This is a genomic window from Kitasatospora sp. NPDC088346 (assembly GCF_044740765.1).
GTDB lineage: Bacteria > Actinomycetota > Actinomycetes > Streptomycetales > Streptomycetaceae > Kitasatospora.
Genome location: NZ_JBIURH010000001.1, coordinates 796,953 through 812,568 on the forward strand (window position 1 = coordinate 796,953; position 15,616 = coordinate 812,568).

General features: G+C 74.5%; 12 protein-coding genes and 2 pseudogenes. 5 read left to right on the top strand and 9 right to left on the bottom strand.

Annotated features, from left to right (window positions below):
• Positions 1-44: 44 nt before the first annotated feature.
• Positions 45-809: an alpha/beta fold hydrolase gene (locus tag ACIOFR_RS03575; RefSeq protein WP_400992056.1), complete on the bottom strand. Its 765-nt coding sequence runs from the start codon at positions 807-809 to the stop codon at positions 45-47.
• Positions 810-971: 162 nt separating this feature from the next.
• On the opposite strand from ACIOFR_RS03575, the gene ACIOFR_RS03580 reads away from it, so the two are divergent.
• Positions 972-1,619 carry a class I SAM-dependent methyltransferase gene (locus tag ACIOFR_RS03580; RefSeq protein ID WP_400992058.1) on the top strand — a complete coding sequence of 216 codons (648 nt, stop codon included), beginning with the start codon at positions 972-974 and terminating at the stop codon, positions 1,617-1,619.
• Positions 1,620-1,638: 19 nt separating this feature from the next.
• On the opposite strand, the pseudogene ACIOFR_RS03585 reads toward ACIOFR_RS03580, so the two are convergent.
• From ACIOFR_RS03585 to ACIOFR_RS03615, 7 genes and pseudogenes are all read right to left on the bottom strand, one after another.
• Positions 1,639-1,767: pseudogene (locus ACIOFR_RS03585) on the bottom strand (hypothetical protein); the annotation flags it as partial.
• A pseudogene (locus ACIOFR_RS03590) lies at positions 1,742-2,029 on the bottom strand (Scr1 family TA system antitoxin-like transcriptional regulator); the annotation flags it as partial. The pseudogenes ACIOFR_RS03590 and ACIOFR_RS03585, both read right to left, overlap by 26 nt.
• Positions 2,030-2,368: 339 nt before the next feature.
• Entirely contained in the window at positions 2,369-3,376 is a 1,008-nt protein-coding gene (locus ACIOFR_RS03595; protein WP_400992059.1) for a hypothetical protein, read from the bottom strand.
• A 24-nt stretch (positions 3,377-3,400) separates the two neighbouring features.
• Positions 3,401-3,994 carry a helix-turn-helix transcriptional regulator gene (locus ACIOFR_RS03600; RefSeq protein WP_400992061.1) on the bottom strand — a complete coding sequence of 198 codons (594 nt, stop codon included), beginning with the start codon at positions 3,992-3,994 and terminating at the stop codon, positions 3,401-3,403.
• A gap of 100 nt (positions 3,995-4,094) precedes the next feature.
• Positions 4,095-4,997, bottom strand: a complete 903-nt coding sequence (locus ACIOFR_RS03605) for a hypothetical protein (RefSeq protein WP_400992062.1) — start codon at positions 4,995-4,997, stop codon at positions 4,095-4,097.
• A 234-nt stretch (positions 4,998-5,231) separates the two neighbouring features.
• Entirely contained in the window at positions 5,232-7,544 is a 2,313-nt protein-coding gene (locus tag ACIOFR_RS03610; protein WP_400992063.1) for a glycosyltransferase family 39 protein, read from the bottom strand.
• Between the two features lie 148 nt (positions 7,545-7,692).
• Complete coding sequence (locus ACIOFR_RS03615; RefSeq protein ID WP_400992065.1) at positions 7,693-8,832, bottom strand: alpha/beta hydrolase; 1,140 nt, start codon at positions 8,830-8,832, stop codon at positions 7,693-7,695.
• Between the two features lie 451 nt (positions 8,833-9,283).
• On the opposite strand from ACIOFR_RS03615, the gene ACIOFR_RS03620 reads away from it, so the two are divergent.
• From ACIOFR_RS03620 to ACIOFR_RS03635, 4 genes are all read left to right on the top strand, one after another.
• Entirely contained in the window at positions 9,284-11,071 is a 1,788-nt protein-coding gene (locus tag ACIOFR_RS03620) for an acyl-CoA dehydrogenase family protein (RefSeq protein ID WP_400992066.1), read from the top strand.
• A complete protein-coding gene (locus ACIOFR_RS03625; RefSeq protein WP_400992067.1) occupies positions 11,068-12,804 on the top strand; it encodes an acyl-CoA dehydrogenase in 1,737 nt (578 codons plus the stop codon). The genes ACIOFR_RS03620 and ACIOFR_RS03625 overlap by 4 nt, the downstream gene beginning before the upstream one ends.
• A gap of 176 nt (positions 12,805-12,980) precedes the next feature.
• Positions 12,981-13,604 (top strand): dihydrofolate reductase family protein, encoded by a 624-nt coding sequence (locus ACIOFR_RS03630; protein ID WP_400992069.1) that lies wholly within the window; start codon positions 12,981-12,983, stop codon positions 13,602-13,604.
• Positions 13,605-13,684: 80 nt separating this feature from the next.
• Positions 13,685-14,416 carry a HEAT repeat domain-containing protein gene (locus ACIOFR_RS03635; protein ID WP_400992071.1) on the top strand — a complete coding sequence of 244 codons (732 nt, stop codon included), beginning with the start codon at positions 13,685-13,687 and terminating at the stop codon, positions 14,414-14,416.
• Positions 14,417-14,429: 13 nt separating this feature from the next.
• Here ACIOFR_RS03635 and ACIOFR_RS03640 read toward each other — a convergent pair whose 3' ends face one another.
• Positions 14,430-15,473: a LacI family DNA-binding transcriptional regulator gene (locus ACIOFR_RS03640; protein WP_400992073.1), complete on the bottom strand. Its 1,044-nt coding sequence runs from the start codon at positions 15,471-15,473 to the stop codon at positions 14,430-14,432.
• Positions 15,474-15,616: the final 143 nt, after the last annotated feature.

Consider the following 15,616-nt stretch of genomic DNA (forward strand, 5'->3'; position numbering starts at 1 on the left):
TGCGGGCCGGCGGCCTGCGGCCCGCACCCCGGTCGGCGGGCGGCTCAGCCGGCCGGGTACGTCTCGCGCAGGAAGTCGACCAGCAGCGGGTTCACCGCGTCCGGCCGCTCCAGGCCGGGGAGGTGGCCCGCCCAGGGGAGTTCGAGGTGGCGGGCGTCGGCGAGGCGGTCCGCCAGGGCGGTGGCGATCTGCCGGAAGTCCGGCAGGTCGTGCGCGCCGGAGACGAGCAGCGTCGGGGCCGTCACGTCCGCAAGGTCGAACTCCGGCTTGAGGGAGGGGAATTCCTCGACGGCGGCGAGCTGCACCTCGAAGGCGTGACGCTGCATCAGGGACACCTGCTCGCGGGTCGCCGCCGAGGCCTCGGGGCCCAGCCAGGTGGCCACGTTGAGGTCGGTCGCACCGGCGACGTCGCCGGCCTCGATCAGCGCGTCCTCGCGCTCGCCGAACGCCTGGAGCTCGGGGCCCGGCTCGTGGCCCGCGACGGCGGTGCACAGCAGCGTCAGCGACGCCACCCGCTCCGGCCAGCGCGCCGCGATCTCCAGCGCGATCCGGCCACCACCGGACGACCCGACCAGCGCCACGCGCTCGGCGCCGAGCAGGTCCAGCAGATCGATGACGTCCTGGGCGTTGCCGTACGGCCCGTCCGGCATCGGGGTCTGCCCGAAGCCCCGCAGGTCGCACCGCACCACCCGGTAGCCGGCCTCGGCCAGGACCGGCACCTGCGGGTCCCACATCCGTCGGTCGCAGACGGTGGAGTGCAGCAGAAGTACGGTCGGGCCGGTTCCGGCCACATCATGAGAAAGGATCACCGGGTCACCTTAGACCGGCCGGTACATGGTGGGCGGCGTCGCGACGCCCGGACTCGGCCCCGACGCCGCTCCTTCATCCACCCACCGTGTGCCGGTCGGTCGGTCCTAGGGGGACGGTGGGTGGTGTGCATACGAGATTCGGCCGGTCGCTACTGTGTGCGAGTGATCGATTCGAAGTCGCCGGCCGGCACCGCCGGTTACGGCGAAGCCGCCGAGGCCCTCGCCGAGCAGTACGAGAGCGTGTCCTTCGCCGAGGTCCACCACGAGGTCCTGCACCTGCTCCCCTCGGAGCCCGGCGTGGTGGTGGACGTCGGTGCGGGCAGTGGCCGGGACGCCGCCGCACTGGCCGCGCTGGGTCACCGGGTCGTCGCCGTCGAACCCACCGCCGAACTCCGGGCGCTGGGGCGGCGGATCCACGCCGGGCGGGAGATCGAGTGGCTCGACGACTCGCTGCCGGAACTGTCCGTGCTTCGTCGTCGGGCGCGACGCTTCGACCTGATCCTGCTGACCGCCGTCTGGATGCACCTGGACGAGCCGGAACGGTCCGCCGGAATGGCGGCCCTCGCCGAACTGCTCACCGCCGAAGGACAGGCGTTCCTCACTCTCCGGCACGGGCCGGTGCCGGAGGGCCGGCGGATGTTCGACGTGTCCGCGGACGAGACCGTCGCCCTCGCGCGCCGTCACGGCCTGGACGTCGTGCACCTCGGCGAGCGCGCGGATCTGCACGGCCGGCACGGTGTGCACTGGAGCCACCTGGCCCTGCGGCGTCCAGTCGGTGCGGGCGGGGATCGCCCGCCCGTACGGCGGTGACGAAGGCCTGCCAGGCGGTGGAGGGGAAGTGGAGGACGGGGCCGTCGGGGTTCTTGGAACTGACGGGCGGACAGCGCGCCCGCCCGCAGCAGGCCGTAGACGCGGGAGTTGCGGGACGGGACGTCCAACGTACTGCTGAAGTGGCCACGCTCCAGGCACTCCGAATGGGCCCACTCGCTCCGATCCGGCAGCGTGAGCAGCGTCATGGAGAGCGCCGGTCCGATCACCTCGTTCGGGGCGAACGGCGCGATCTGCAGGGCGATGTCCGGCTGTTCGGACACCGCCAGGAGATGAGCCAGCTGTTCCCTCATCACTTCCGGTCCGCCGATGTCGCGGTGGATGACCCCCTCGTCGAGGAGGACGACCAGGAGTGGGCCGTTGGGGTCGAGGTGGCGGGGCTGTCGGCTCATCCGGGCCGCGACCCGCTCCTCGACCAACTTGCGCATCTCCACCGCTTCGGCCGCCAGCTCCGCGAAGCGGCGGAACCAGTCGGGATCCTCCACCCCGACGGACCAGTCGACGAGTGACCGGATTCGTGTCAGTGACCGGCGGTGCGGAGCACCTGGTCACGCGGTCGCAGTGCACGAGCGGGGCCAGGTTGCTCTGGCTGTAGCCGGCCGCCTCCCGGGCGTGTCTGAGCTCGGCCCCGAACAGCGCGGCGGTGCTTCCGGTCGTCCCCGGGGGCCGCAGGGTGCGACGACTCACGGGCAACCCCCTTGTGTCGACTGGCTGTTCGCCACGCTGCCGATTTACGGGTGCACGCGTTCGGCGGTGCTCAGCTCCTCCACCAAATGGCGCAATGTGTCGAAGGCGGGCTTCGGCGCGTAGTCGTCGGTGGTGAGGCCGAAGCGGTGGAAGAGGCCCGGGTGGGTGGTGTCGGCGTCGCGGAGGGCGAAGTGGGTGTAGCCGCTGAGGTGGAGCTCCGCCGCGTGGGTGGCGACGGTGCGGACGACGGTGTCGACGACCTCGGCCTGGCGGGCGGGTGAGCGGTCGGGGCCGGTGGGCCAGCCGTGTTCGGTGATGTGCAGGGGGAGGTCGCCGAGGCCGGCCGGGGTCAGGACCTCGGTGCGGTGGTGGTGCAGCAGGCCTGCGACGGACGGCGCCAACTCGGGGGCGGCGATGGGGCGGAAGACGTCGGGGAAGAAGTCGAGGCCCACGTAGTCGAGGTCGCGGAGGAAGTCGGGCCCGCCCCGGGCGGTCAGGTCGGTGACGAAGGAGGCGGCCGGGCCGAAGAGCGGGGTGGTGTTGAAGCCGATCCTGAGGTGCGTGTGTCCGAGCTCCCGGGCCCGGGCCTTGGCGGCGGCGACTCCCCGCACGATCGCCTCGGTGACGGCGGGGTAGTGGCCGTCCAGTACGGGATTCGAGGTGACGTTCGGTTCCTCGGTGACCTGGAGGGTCGCGGTGGTGTCGCCGTACTGCTCGACGAGGTCGCGCAGGAACGCGCAGTAGCCGTCGACGTCCCCGGCGGTGGACCGGTACTGCGCGACCAGGTCCAGCCGGCGGCCCCGGACGGCGTACCGGGTCGCGTCGGCCGGGGTGGCCGTCGGGTGCGGGGAACCGGGTGGGGTGGTGTCGTCGAAGGTGGCGTAGGCGCGGACGAGGAAGGGGCGGCCCGGGCGGCCCTGGAGCAGGTCGAGGGCGGCGGACACGGCGGCGGGGTCGTCGGACGGGCCGGTGGCCAGGCCGCCGGCGTCGTCGCCGGTGATCGAGCCGGGGTAGATCCCGAAGAGCAGTCCGTCCGGTGGGGTCGTGGGCACGGTGGGTTCTGGTCCTCTCGGTGGTCAGGGTGCGAGCGGGGTCGCCGGTGCGGCGGGCCAGGTGAGGGCGCCGGTGCGGATGTCGGCCACGACCGCGTCGATCCAGGCGAGTTCGGATCGGGCGAGTGCCAGCGCGTACTCGGCCTCGATGACGTGGAGCCGGGGGACGTCGGCGGCGAGCGCCTCGGCGAGGCGCTGCTGGTCCGTCGCGGTGCGCTCGTGCAGGCGGGCGCCGCGTTCGGTGAGGGCCTCGGTGGCGCCGTCGGGGCCGAGGGCTCCGAGGTAGCTGACGGCGCCCAGGAAGCGGGAGAACTCCCGTTCGGGGGTGCGGATCTGGGTGTCCAGCCGGTGGACGAGCTCCTGGTGGCCGGCGGGCGTGAGGGCGTAGACGGTCCGCTCCGGGCGGTTGCCCTCGCGCTGCTGGCCCCGGGCGGCGACCCAGCCGGCTTCGGCCAGTGCCTGCACGATGTTGTAGAGCGAGCCCCGGTTGATCGCCGCGGCGTGGTTCTCGCTGCGTTTCCGCAGCTCGGCGAGCATCTGGTACGGGTGGGCGGGCTGTTCGAGGAGGAGGCCGAGGACGGCGAGGACGAGCGGGTTGTCGAGCGCGCGGCGAGGCATGGTCGAAATCTATCAGTCGAAATAGACTATTGCGAGGGGCGGTCGAGCCTAGACGGGCGGGGATGGTCGAGCCTGGGCGGTCGGGCCGGGGCGGTCGGGATCAGGCGGCGCCCGCCGTCGCCCGTGCGCCCCGCATCGCGGCCCGCGCCTCCGCGGCGCCCGCCGGAGTGGCCGCCGCGCCGCCCCCGACCGCGACGGCGGGTCTGCCGAGACCGGCGCAGGCACCGCAGACGCCCGGGCGCGGGACCGGATCGTGGCATCCGGTGCACTCCGGGAGGCGCGACACGTGATCGCCCGGAGGTGGCGCGGAGGCCGCCGCGGTCGGCGGAGCCGGCGGCATCTTGCGCTCCAGACGGCTGCGCAGGAGGGCGACCGGTGAGTGCACGATCGCGGGCAGTCCGGTCAGCAGTGCGTGCGCCAGCTCGGCGACCGTACGGCCGCGATCCAGCCAGCCGGCCACCAGGGGGGCCAGTGCCCGTGCCTCCGACTCGCCCAGCTGCAGGCGTGGTTCGGGCCTGATCACGCGGAACAGGGTGGCCACCGCCTCGCGGATCCACGGAGGCGCGGCGGGGAGGGTGGGTGGTTTCTCCCGGTCCTTTACCGAAGGGGTGTCAGGGGCGCCGGACTCCGCTCCACCGGGGACCGGGGGGTGGTCGGCCGGTGCCGCCCGCCGAACGGCCGGTGCCGCCCGCCGGGTGGCCGGTGCCACCGCCTGCGGGGTGTCGAAGGCGTGGGCCTCCGAGCGGACCGTGCCGTCCGGCCGGCGGACCTTGTCGACCCGGTAGAACCCGGCCTCGGTCAGCTCCCTGAGGGCCCGGCGGACGGCGCCCCGGCCCTGCGTGCTGGAGTCGGCCATCTGGCGGGCGTCCTCGCGCCAGCCGTCCGGGCGGGACAGCAGATCGTGGAGCAGGCCGCGGGCGGTGAAGCTCAGGCCCCGGTCCTGGACGACGCTGTTGGGCAGGACCGTGAAATTGCGCCTGGGCGCGCTACGATGGATGTGCATCAGGGACTCGCGTATTCCTGTTGCCGGACCCCGGGGTGTTTCCGCACCGCCGGGGTCAATCTGTTCGGTCGGGCACGAGCCATGGTAGGCCGCCGGAAACACATATGACGCTGCGTCACGCCATCGAGTGGCGCCGTGCGAACACAGGAACGAGCCCGGCCCGCCGGGGAGTTCCGACGGGCCGGGCTGCGGGGGACGGGCCGGCTGGTGGGGCCAGTTCCTGATGGGTGGGGTCTACTTCTGGGTGAGGTCGTAGACCGTGGTGCCGCCCACCGTCTTGGCCGGGTAGGTGGCCGCGACCCAGGCGGCGATCTTCGAGGAGTCGTTGCCGGAGGCGTCGCCGCCCATCCCGCCACCCATGCCGCCACCCATGCCGCCACCGCTGATGAAGTAGTGGATCCGGCCCTCCGCGACGTACTGCTGGAAGGCCTCCAGGCTGAGCGACGGGTCGGTGCCGTTGAAGCCGCCCAGCGCCATCACCGGCTTGCCGGTGGCGAGTTGGTAGCTCGCCTGGTTCTGCGAACCGACCGCCGCCGCGACCCAGGTGTACGCGTCGGAGTCCTGCTTCAGCAGCGCCGACATCTCGCTGCTGACCTGGGCGCCGTTCAGCAGACCACCCATGCCGCCGCCGCCCGTCGCACCGCGCCGACCGCCGTCCCCGGCGGTGCCGCCCGGGAAGCCGGGCATCCCGTTCTGGCCCTGAGCGTTCTGGCCCTGAGCGTTCTGGCCCTGGCCGGGGGCCGTGCCGCCACGGGCCGTGCCGCCCGGGAAGGCCGGCATCGTGTTCTGTCCGGTGCCGCCGTTCTGCCCGTTCCAGCCCTGCCCGGCGCCGGGGGGCATCATCCGGCCGCCGCCCGGCCCGCCCCCGCCGGGACCGCCGCCGGGGCCGCCGAAGCCGTTCGACCCCTGCACCCGCGGACCGGCCGTGACGATCGAGCCGGAGTGCCCGGTGGAGACCGTGTCCAGCGCGTACGCCGCCGGGCCGCCCAGCGCGGCCGCCAGCGCGGCCAGCCCGGCCACCGCCGCGACCCGCGCGCCGAGCCGGCCGGAGAGCCGGCCCGCGACCAGCAGCACCACCGCCGCGGCCAGGCCGCCGACCAGCACCGCCCACCGCAGCCACGGCAGGAACTCGCCGCTGCGCCCGAGCAGGACGTACGCCCACCAGGCGGTCACCGCGAGCGTGCCGCTCAGCACCGCCGCGTACGGCATCCGCTCGCGGGCCCGCCACAGGCCGTCCACGCCCATGCCGACCAGGGCGGCGATCGCCGGTGCGAGGGCCACCGTGTAGTACTGGTGGAAGATCCCCGACATGAAGCTGAAGGTCAGGCCGGTGGCCAGCAGCCAGCTGCCCCACACCAGGAACGCGGCGCGGGCGCCGTCCGAGCGCCCGTAGCGGCGGGTGGCCCAGAGGCCGGCCGCCAGCAGGATCAGCGCGGCGGGCAGCAGCCAGGCGATCTGGCCGCCGATGTCGCCGTCGAGCAGCCGGGTGATGCCGGTGCTGCCCCACATCCCGCCGCCCTGGCCGCCGCCCCGGCCGCCACCACCGCCGCCGACGCTACCGGTCTCGTTGCCGGTGATCCGGCCGAAGCCGTTGTAACCGAAGGTGACCGAGAGGAAGTCGTTGTCCTGCGAGCCGCCGATGTACGGCCGGGCCGAGGCGGGCGCCAGCTCGACGATCGCCACCCACCAGCCGCCCGCCGCCACCATCGCCAGCCCGGCCAGCAGCAGCTGGCGGACCCGGCGCCACAGGCCGGTCGGGGCGACCACCAGGTAGACCAGGGCGAAGCCCGGCAGCACCAGGAAGGCCTGGAGGGTCTTGGTGAGGAAGCCGAAGCCGAACATCACACCGGTGAACAGCAGCCACCGGGTGCTCGCCGTCTCGGTGGCCCGCACCACGCCGTACGCGGCCAGGGTCAGCAGCAGGACCAGCAGCGCGTCCGGGTTGTTGAAGCGGAACATCAGCGCCGCGACCGGGGTGAGGGCCAGCGCCCCGCCCGCCACCAGGCCGCCGAGCGGGGAGAAGCGCCGACGCACCGTCGCGTACACCGTGGCGACCGTCGCGACGGCCATCAGCACCTGTGGCGCGAGGATGCTCCACGAGCTGAGGCCGAAGATCCGGACCGAGAGGGCCATCGGCCACAGGGACATCGGCGCCTTGTCGACGGTGATGAAGTTCGCCGCGTCGGAGGAGCCGTAGAAGAAGGCCTTCCAGCTCTCACTGCCGGCCTGCACGGCGGCGGAGTAGAAGGCGTTGGCCCAGCCGGAGGAGCTGAGGTTCCAGAAGTACAGCGCCGCCGTGGCGGCCAGCAGGCCGAGCAGCGCGGGTCTGGCCCAGCGGGGGTCGTCGGGACGGCCGCGCCAGGCGCGGGACGGCAGCGTGCGCAGCCGTCCGGCCCAGGACCCCGGGCCCTTGGGGCCGGGCTGGGGAAGGGCGACCGGCGGGAACGGGGCGACGACCGCGGCCCGGGCCGGCGGTGCCGGCGGCGGGTAGTTCGCAGCCTCGGGCCACGGTTCGCTGGTCGGAGGAACGGAACTGGTCGTGGTCATGGGCGATACGCTCGCGGGCGTACCTGAGAGGGGTGTGAACACTCTCTGTGAGCACGGTGGGATCTGTGCGGGACCCCGGCCCCGGCCCTGCCCCCGGGCCCGCCACCCCGGCCCCGCCCCCGGGCCCGCCACCCTGGTGCTCGAAGGGTCAGGCGGGGTGGGCCGCCGGGACCGGCGGGGCGATCCGCCGGCCGAGCCACTCCATCGCGGGCGGGATCTCCCGGGTCCAGGTGTGGAAGTTGTGCCCGCCGGTGTCCAGGGTGATGGTCGACAGCTGGGTCGGCGCCTTGAAGGCGGCGACCATGCGCTGGGTGTCCTTGTAGTTCTCCTCGTCCAGGCTGGTCGCCAGCAGCAGCGAGACCGGCGCGGGCGGGGTGTTCTCCAGCCGCCACAGCAGGTCGTTCTCGCGCTTCAGGTCGGCGTTGCCGCCGAACAGGTCACCGGTGGTCGGATCGGTCGGCGCCTCGTAGTAGCCGGACAGCGAGACCGCCGAGCGGTACGAGTCGGGCTTGCGCAGGGCGAACTTCAGCGCGCAGTAGCCGCCGGTCGAGTCGCCCAGCACCGCCCGCGCCTCGGGCCGGTCGGAGACCCGATAGCCGGTGGCCATCGCCTTCGGCACGTCGGTGGTGAAGAAGGTCTCCACCTGGGGGCCGTTCGGGATGTCCATGCACTCGGTGTCGCGGTTCCCGACCCCGGACGGCGTCGGACGCATCATCACCAGGACGGTCGGCGGCAGCTGCTTGGCCTCGATCGCGTGCAGCGCCGACTCCGGGTACTTCAGCAGCGTGATCAGCTTCTCCGCCGAGCCGGGGTACCCGGAGAGCACCAGGGCCATCGGGAACCGGCTGCCGGCGTACTCGGGCTGGAAGTACTGCGGCGGCAGGTAGACGAACGCGTCGCCGCTCAGCCCGGAGGCCTCGCCGCTGATGTCCACCTTCTCGATCTTCCCGGCGCGCTCCGTGGTGGACCCCTGGGAGGAGTACATCTTCTGCTCCCCGGTCACCTTGAGGGCCTTGCCGCCGGGCTGGTGGTCCACCACCTGGCCGGGGGCGCCGTCCAGCCCGAGCAGGTCGCTCCAGGTGGTGTAGAAGCCGAAGTACGCGTTGGCCACCAGGCCCAGCGCGACCAGGACGGCGACCTGCGTCCCGAAGAACGCCCCGAGCCGCCCGAGCCACGCCTTCCACCCGCTCCCGCCCATCCTGGGCCAGAGCCACATGGTCGCGGCGAACGCGGCGACCGCCAGCAGGGCGGTGATGATCTGAAGCGGAAGTCCGGTGAGGCTTGGCACCCGCTGATCGTAATTGACCGCCGGGGCCACGCTGGGAGCGGGCTGGGTGCAGCCTGGGACCGCGCTGAAGGAGAAGGGGTCGGCACCATTTCGGCTGCACTCGGTGAGGCGGTGCGGACATTCCGTGGCGGGCCGTTTGTCGGGACCGGCCGGGCGCTGTTCCGTCCGGACCAAAACATCATTCTCACAAGTGAGTTGGTCATCACTCGGATCCAAATGTGCCGGGACAGGACGGTGGGGGATGTGGCAGTCTCGACAGCGGTCCGCGCAGGATCGGCACGCCGGGGGGCACATGCAGGACCGGCGCCCCTGACCTGGCCCGTTCGCTCCTCGGGAGCGCGGGAACTGCGCGGCGACCGCCTTCCTCGCATCCGCGAACGCCCCGCCGCCGGACGGTTCCGGCGGGCGAGGGGGGAACACCGCTCGACATGACATCAGGGGGAAATTCGTCATGCACACCGCGTACGACCTGGCCTTACGTTTCGACCGCAGGATGGGCGATCCCGACGACGGGGGACGTGTCTTCTCCTACGCCCGCAGTGCGGAGTTGGACGCCCGTGAGGAGTTCCCGGCGGAGATCTGCCGGGAGCTGGACGCCCTCGGCCTGCCCCGGCACTACGTCCCCGCCGCCCACGGCGGAGACCTGCACAGCTTCGAGGCCGCCCTGCAGCTCGTCCGGGCCGTCGCCCGCCGCGACCTGACCGTGGCCATCGCGCACGGCAAGACCTTCCTCGGCGCCGTCTCCGTCTGGGTCGGCGGCACCGCCGAACAGGCCCGGGCGCTGGCCGACCGGGTGATCGGAGGCGACCCGGTCTCCTGGGGGCTGACCGAGCGTGAGCACGGCAGCGACCTGCTCGCGGGCGAGGTCACCGCCCGCCCCGCCGACGGCGGCTACCTGGTCACCGGAGAGAAGTGGCTGATCAACAACGCCACCCGCGGCCGCCTGGTCTGCCTGCTCACCCGCACCGGCGCCGGCGGCCCGCTCGGCTTCTCGCTGCTGATGATCGACAAGCACGGCCTGGACCCCAGCCGCTACCGGCCGCTGCCCGGCGTGCCCCTGCACGGCATCCGGGGTGCCGACATCAGCGGGATCGCCTTCACCGACGCGCCCGTGCCGGCGAGTTCGGTGGTCGGCTCCGAGGGGCGCGGCATGGAGATCGTCCTCAAGAGCCTCCAGCTGACCAGGACGCTGTGCGCCTCGCTCTCGCTGGGCGCCGCCGACAACGCCCTCTCCCTGGCCCTGCGGTCCGCGCTCGGCGGCGTCACCCCCGGCGGACCCGCCGTCGACCGCGCCGCCCTCGGCGCACCCCGCGTCCGCCACCTGCTCGCGCAGTCCTACGCGGACCTGCTGCTCGCCGAGGCGACGACGCTGGTCGCGAGCCGCGGTATCCACAGTCTCACCGGCGAGATGTCGGTGGCCTCCGCCGTCACCAAGTACTTCGTGCCGACCCTCGTGGACGGGCTGATCGCCGGGCTCGGCCCGGTCCTCGGCGCGCAGTCCCAGCTGACCGGCGGTGACGCGACCGCCGGAGGCGACCGGGCGAGCGGCGGGGACGGCCACGACGGCCGCTACCAGAAGGTGCTCCGCGACCACCAGATCGTCGGCATCTTCGACGGCAACACGCTGGTCAACCTGCACTCGCTGATCACCCAGTTCCCTTTGCTCGCACGGCAGTTGGCCGCCGGCGTGGTGGACGGCGACGGCCTGGCCGCAGCCACCGCGCTCCACCTGACGCTGCCCGACTTCGACCGCACCCGGCTCTCGCTGCTCTCCCGCGGCGGCTCCAGCGTCGTCCAGGGCCTCGGCGAGGCCGTGCGGGAGCTGGGCGTGCTCGCGGCCGCCGGAGCCGTCCCGGCCTCCCTGGCCGGGCGGGCCGAGGAGCTCCGCGCCGAGGCCGAACGGCTCGCCGCGGACCTCGCCGCCCACCGGCCGACCCCGGTCGACGTCCCCGCCCCCGCGTTCGCCCTGGCCGAACGGTACGCCCGCTGCTACGCCGGTTCGGCGGCGCTGCACCTGTGGCTGCGCAACCGCGACTCCCACACCGGCCGCGCCGCCCTCTGGCACCGGGGACTGTGGCTGGAAGCCGTCCTGGTCCGGATCCTGGCCGGGCTCCGGCCCGGCCGGCCGGCACCGCCCGACGAGGTGTTCGAGCGGCTGCTGCCCGTCCTGCTCGACCAGTACGAGTCCGGGGACCTGCCCTCCCTGCTGAACTACCCCCTGGTGAAGGACCCCGCATGAAGACCCTCGACCCGACGGCGGAGGACCGCCGTCACCCCGACCCCGAGGACCTCGCACCGCTGGAGGACCTGCTAGGTGATCCCAACGACCAGGACAACCCCGTCGGCTTCGCCGCCCTCCTTCGCGCGGACGACCGCGGCACCCCGCTCCCGGCGGCGGAACGGCTGCTCGAAACCCACGGGCTGGGCGCCGAGCTCGTCCCCGTCGAACTCGGCGGCCGGCTCGACCGGGCCGACCGGCTGGCCGTGCTGCTGCGCCCGCTGTTCCGGCGCGACGCCGGACTCGCCGTCGCCCACGGCGCGGGCAGCCCGGCCGGGGCGCTCGCGGTCTGGTCGGCCGGCAGCCCCGAACAGCGGGCCAGGGCCGCCGCGGTGCTGCTGAACGGCGGCCGGATCGCGGCCCCCGGACCCGCGGACGCGACCGTGCTCGCCGCACCCGACGGCACGGAGGTCGTCCTGAACGGGCGTCAGGCCATGGTCAGCAACCTCGCCCGGGCCGAGCTCGCCGTGCTGCCGGTCCGCCACGGAGACCGGGCCGCAACGCTGCTGCTGGACCTGGACGCCGTCCCGCGCGACGGGCTGCGCTTCCTGCCCCGCCACCGGACCGTCGGCCTGCGCACCGCGTACCTCGACGGCGTGGACTTCCGGGACGGCCGGGTCCCCGCCGGCGCCCTGCTCGCCGGCCCGGCCGGGGCCGGCCCGGCCGCGCGGGTCGCGGCCGCGGTGCTGGCCGGCGCCACCGTCGGCACCCTCGACCAGCAGCTGCGCACGGTCACCGGGTTCGCCACCGGACGGCGGCTCTACCAGCGCACGGTGTCCGACCTGCCGCACGCCCGGGCCGCCCTCACCGGCGCCTACCTGGACCTGCTGACGATCGACGCGCTGGCCGGCGCGGTCTGCCGGTCCCTGCACCTGCTGCCCGACCGCAGCGGCGGGTACACGGCGGCGGCCCGGACCCTGCTGCCGCGGCTGACCCAGGAGGCCGCGGGCGCCCTGACCGTGCTGCTGGGAGCGCGGTCCTTCCTGCGGGAGGGCCCGCACGGGATCTTCCAGAAGCACCTGCGGGACCTCTCCGCCCTCCGGCTCCTGCACGGCGGCGACGGCGACAACGGCGGCGGCCACGGCGGCGGCGCCGGTCCGGTGGTACCGCCGCCACCGGACCTCGGCGTGGACCCGGTCGCGGGCCTCTTCGACCCGGACGGCGTCCTGCCCGGCCTGGACTACGGTCGGCTCGCCGGGATCGGCATCGGGACCGGCACCGGTGACCGGGCTCGGCGGAGTGACCGCGCGGACCCGCTCCTGGCGGTGCTGCCGGCCGCCGCCGCGGCCCTGCGCACCGAACCGGTCCTCGGCCCGCTCTGCGCCCAACTGGCCGACGAACTCCGCGACCTGGTGCGGGACCTCGCCGAGGCCCCGCCGGGCGGCGACACGCCGGCCGCCGCCGCCCTCGCCGAGCGCCACGCGATCCTGCTGGCCGCGGCCGCCTGCCTGGGGACCTGGCAGCACCACACCAGCACCACCAGCACCACCCGCGCCGCCTCCGGCGCTGGCACCGGCACCTCCTTCCTCGGCGAACCGGACTGGCTCACCGGCGCCCTGGCCCGTCTCACCGCCCGGCTCGGATGCTCCCCGGTGCCCGGCGCGGAGGCCGGCCACGCCCGGGTGTTCGCCGAGCTGACGCACCGGCAGGAGACCGGGAGGGCGTTCGACCTGACCGGCCGCCGGCTGGCCTGAGCGGTGGGGCCCGGTCCGGTGCGCCGGGTCGGGCCCCATGACCATGGGTGCACGGACGTTGATCCCCGGGCGCCGATCGGCGATCGTGGGTGCACCGGGGGGTCTGCAGGGACGCGTGCGAACGGCACCTGGGCCGCAGGTCGCGCACCCCGCCGACCGTCGTCGAAAGGCCTCCGTTGCGCAAGCTCGTGTACTTCATCGCCTCCTCCCTGGACGGTTACATCGCCGGGCCGGACGGTGCCGACCCCACCGGGCCGGACGGCTTCTGGCCGGTCACCGAGTCCTACGTCAGGCACCTGGTCGCCGAGTACCCGGAGACGCTGCCCGCGCCGGCCCGGGCCGCGCTGGGGGTGACGGCCGAGGGCACCCGGTTCGACACCGTCGTCGAGGGCCGCCGCACCTACGAGACCGGCCTGGAGGCCGGTCTCACCAACGCCTACCCGCACCTGCGCCACCTGGTGTTCTCCCGCACCCTCGCGCAGAGCCCGGACGCGGGCGTCGAGCTGGTCTCCGGGGACCCGGTGGCGACGGTGCGCGAGCTGAAGCAGCAGGACGGCAAGGACATCTGGCTGCTCGGCGGGGGTGAGCTGGCCGCGGCGCTGTTCGGCGAGATCGACCGCCTGGTCGTCAAGCTCAGCCCGCTGACGATCGGCAACGGCATCCCGCTCCTCTCGCGCGAGGCCGCCTTCGACCCGACCGGCTGGCACCTCACCGAGCACACCGTGCTCGACGACGGCCCGCTGTTCCTCACCTACGACCGGGGCGCCGCCGCCCCCGCCCCCGCCGTCGCCGCCGGGTAGGCTCGGCCGCCGCCGGACACCTGCGGACGCCACGGACGGCGCCGCGGGCAACTCGGACAGCACCGGCAGGGAGGCCCGCGATGACGTTCGACCCGGATGCCCGGACCACGGACGACCTGTTCGCCGGAGCACTGGCCGAACAGGAGGACGAGGCCGACCTGCCCGTGCCCTGCCTGGTGGCCCTGCACGGGCGGCCGACCCGGGACGTGTTCGACCGGGCGGTCGGCCTGCTGTCCGCTGCGGAGCCCGTACGGCGCCTGCTGGGCGTCCTGGTCCTGCGGGAGCTCGGCCCGCTGGACGGGGACCGCCGGCGCCCGTTCACCGCCGAGACGGTTCGGTTGCTGCGGCGGGCGATGCCGCACGAGCCGGACCCGCGGGTGCTGGGAGGGATGATCTCGGCGTTGGGCTTCCTCGGCGCGACCGAGGCCCTGGACACCGTCCTCGGGTACGCCCGCCACCAGGCCTGGCAGGTCAGGTTCGGCGTCGCGGCCGCACTCCCGTGCGTGGCGGACCCGGACCGGACCGAGGAGCGGGTCGTCGACGTGCTCCTGCGGCTGGGCGCGGACGAGGACGAGGACGTCCGCTGGTACGCGCTCTACGCCCGGTTCAACGAGACCTCCGGCGTCCCGGCGGAGCGGAGACGCGCCTGGGCGTCCGCCCTGGTGGACGCGGCGGGCGCCGGCGCGGACCCGGAGGCCGGGGCCGAGCGCTGTGCGGAGCTGCGCCACATCGGGACCACCCTGGAGGAGGACGCCGACGAGGTGCTGCGCGGGCTGCTGCTGTCGGCGGGCGGCCCGGCGGTCACGACCTAGGGAACGCCCCGGCTCAGGCGGACTCCCGTACCACCAGCCGCGGTTCGAACAGGACCGAGGTGGCCCGCTCGCCGGGCTGCTCGATCCGGTCGAGCAGCAGGGTGGTCATCCGCTCGGCCATCTCCTCGACCGGCTGGCGGACGGTGGTGAGGCGGGGGTGGGCCGAGGTGGCGGCGCTGCTGTCGTCGAAGCCGACCACGGCGACGTCCTCGGGCACCCGGCGTCCGTGGTGGCGCAGTACGGCCAGGGCGCCCTGGGCCATCAGGTCGTTGGCGGCGAACACGCCGTCCAGGTCGGGGTGTTCGGCGAGCAGCCGGCGCATCGCCGCGGCGCCGCCGGACTGGCTGAAGTCGCCCGACTCGGCGGGTGCCCAGGGCTGTCCGTGCCGGGCCATCGCCTCCCGGAAGCCGGCGAGCCGGTCCTGGCCGGCGGGGAGCGAGCCGGGGCCGGCGACGGTGACGACGCGTCGGCAGCCGCGGCCGGCGAGATGGTCGGCGGCGAGCCGGGCACCGTCGTGGTTGGCCAGGTCGACGTAGCTGAGCGGCAGCGGGCCGGTGGGCCGTCCGAACAGGACGGCGGGCAGACCGGCGCCGGCGAGCAGGGCGGGCAGCGGGTCGTCGGCGTGCGTGGAGACCAGCAGGGCGCCGTCCGCGCTGCCGCGCCGCAGGTAGCCGACGGCCTGCGCGCGGGAGGTGTCGTCGTCGGCGAGCATCAGCACGGGGTGCATGCCGAGCGGTCTCAGGCCGCCGAGTACGCCGCTGACGATCCGGCCGAAGAACGGGTCGGTGAAGAGCATCCCGTCGCCGCCGGTCTCGCCGGCGCCGGAAACGATCAGGGCCACGGTGTCCGCGCGCCGGGTGACCAGGGCGCGGGCGGCGCTGTTGGGCACGTAGCCGGTGGCGGCGACGGCCTGCCGGACGGTCTCCTGGAGGGCGGCGTCGACGTTGCGGACGCCGTTGACGACCCGGGAGACGGTGGAGCGGGAGACGCCGGCGACGCGTGCGACGTCCTCCAGGGTGGCCGGCCGGGCTGCCGTGGGCTGGAGGGCGTCAGTCATACGGGTTGTTATAGCACCTCGGCGGCGGACCGTCAGGGCGCGCTGGGAGAGCGCTCCACCCGCGGCCTGTGGGGCCGGTCCTCGCGGGTGGAGCGCTCGTTCGGGGCGCCGTCCGGCCGGGCCGGGTCAGCCGTGCCGGGGGC

What these genes read in the sequence shown, in the direction of transcription:
- ACIOFR_RS03600 (WP_400992061.1), bottom strand. Translation starts at nt 3,994, where the DNA reads ATGCCTCGCCGCGCGCTCGACAACCCGCTCGTCCTCGCCGTCCTCGGC.
- ACIOFR_RS03605 (WP_400992062.1), bottom strand. Translation starts at nt 4,997, where the DNA reads ATGCACATCCATCGTAGCGCGCCCAGGCGCAATTTCACGGTCCTGCCC.
- ACIOFR_RS03610 (WP_400992063.1), bottom strand. Translation starts at nt 7,544, where the DNA reads ATGACCACGACCAGTTCCGTTCCTCCGACCAGCGAACCGTGGCCCGAG.
- ACIOFR_RS03620 (WP_400992066.1), top strand. Translation starts at nt 9,284, where the DNA reads ATGCACACCGCGTACGACCTGGCCTTACGTTTCGACCGCAGGATGGGC.
- ACIOFR_RS03625 (WP_400992067.1), top strand. Translation starts at nt 11,068, where the DNA reads ATGAAGACCCTCGACCCGACGGCGGAGGACCGCCGTCACCCCGACCCC.
- ACIOFR_RS03635 (WP_400992071.1), top strand. Translation starts at nt 13,685, where the DNA reads ATGACGTTCGACCCGGATGCCCGGACCACGGACGACCTGTTCGCCGGA.
- ACIOFR_RS03640 (WP_400992073.1), bottom strand. Translation starts at nt 15,473, where the DNA reads ATGACTGACGCCCTCCAGCCCACGGCAGCCCGGCCGGCCACCCTGGAG.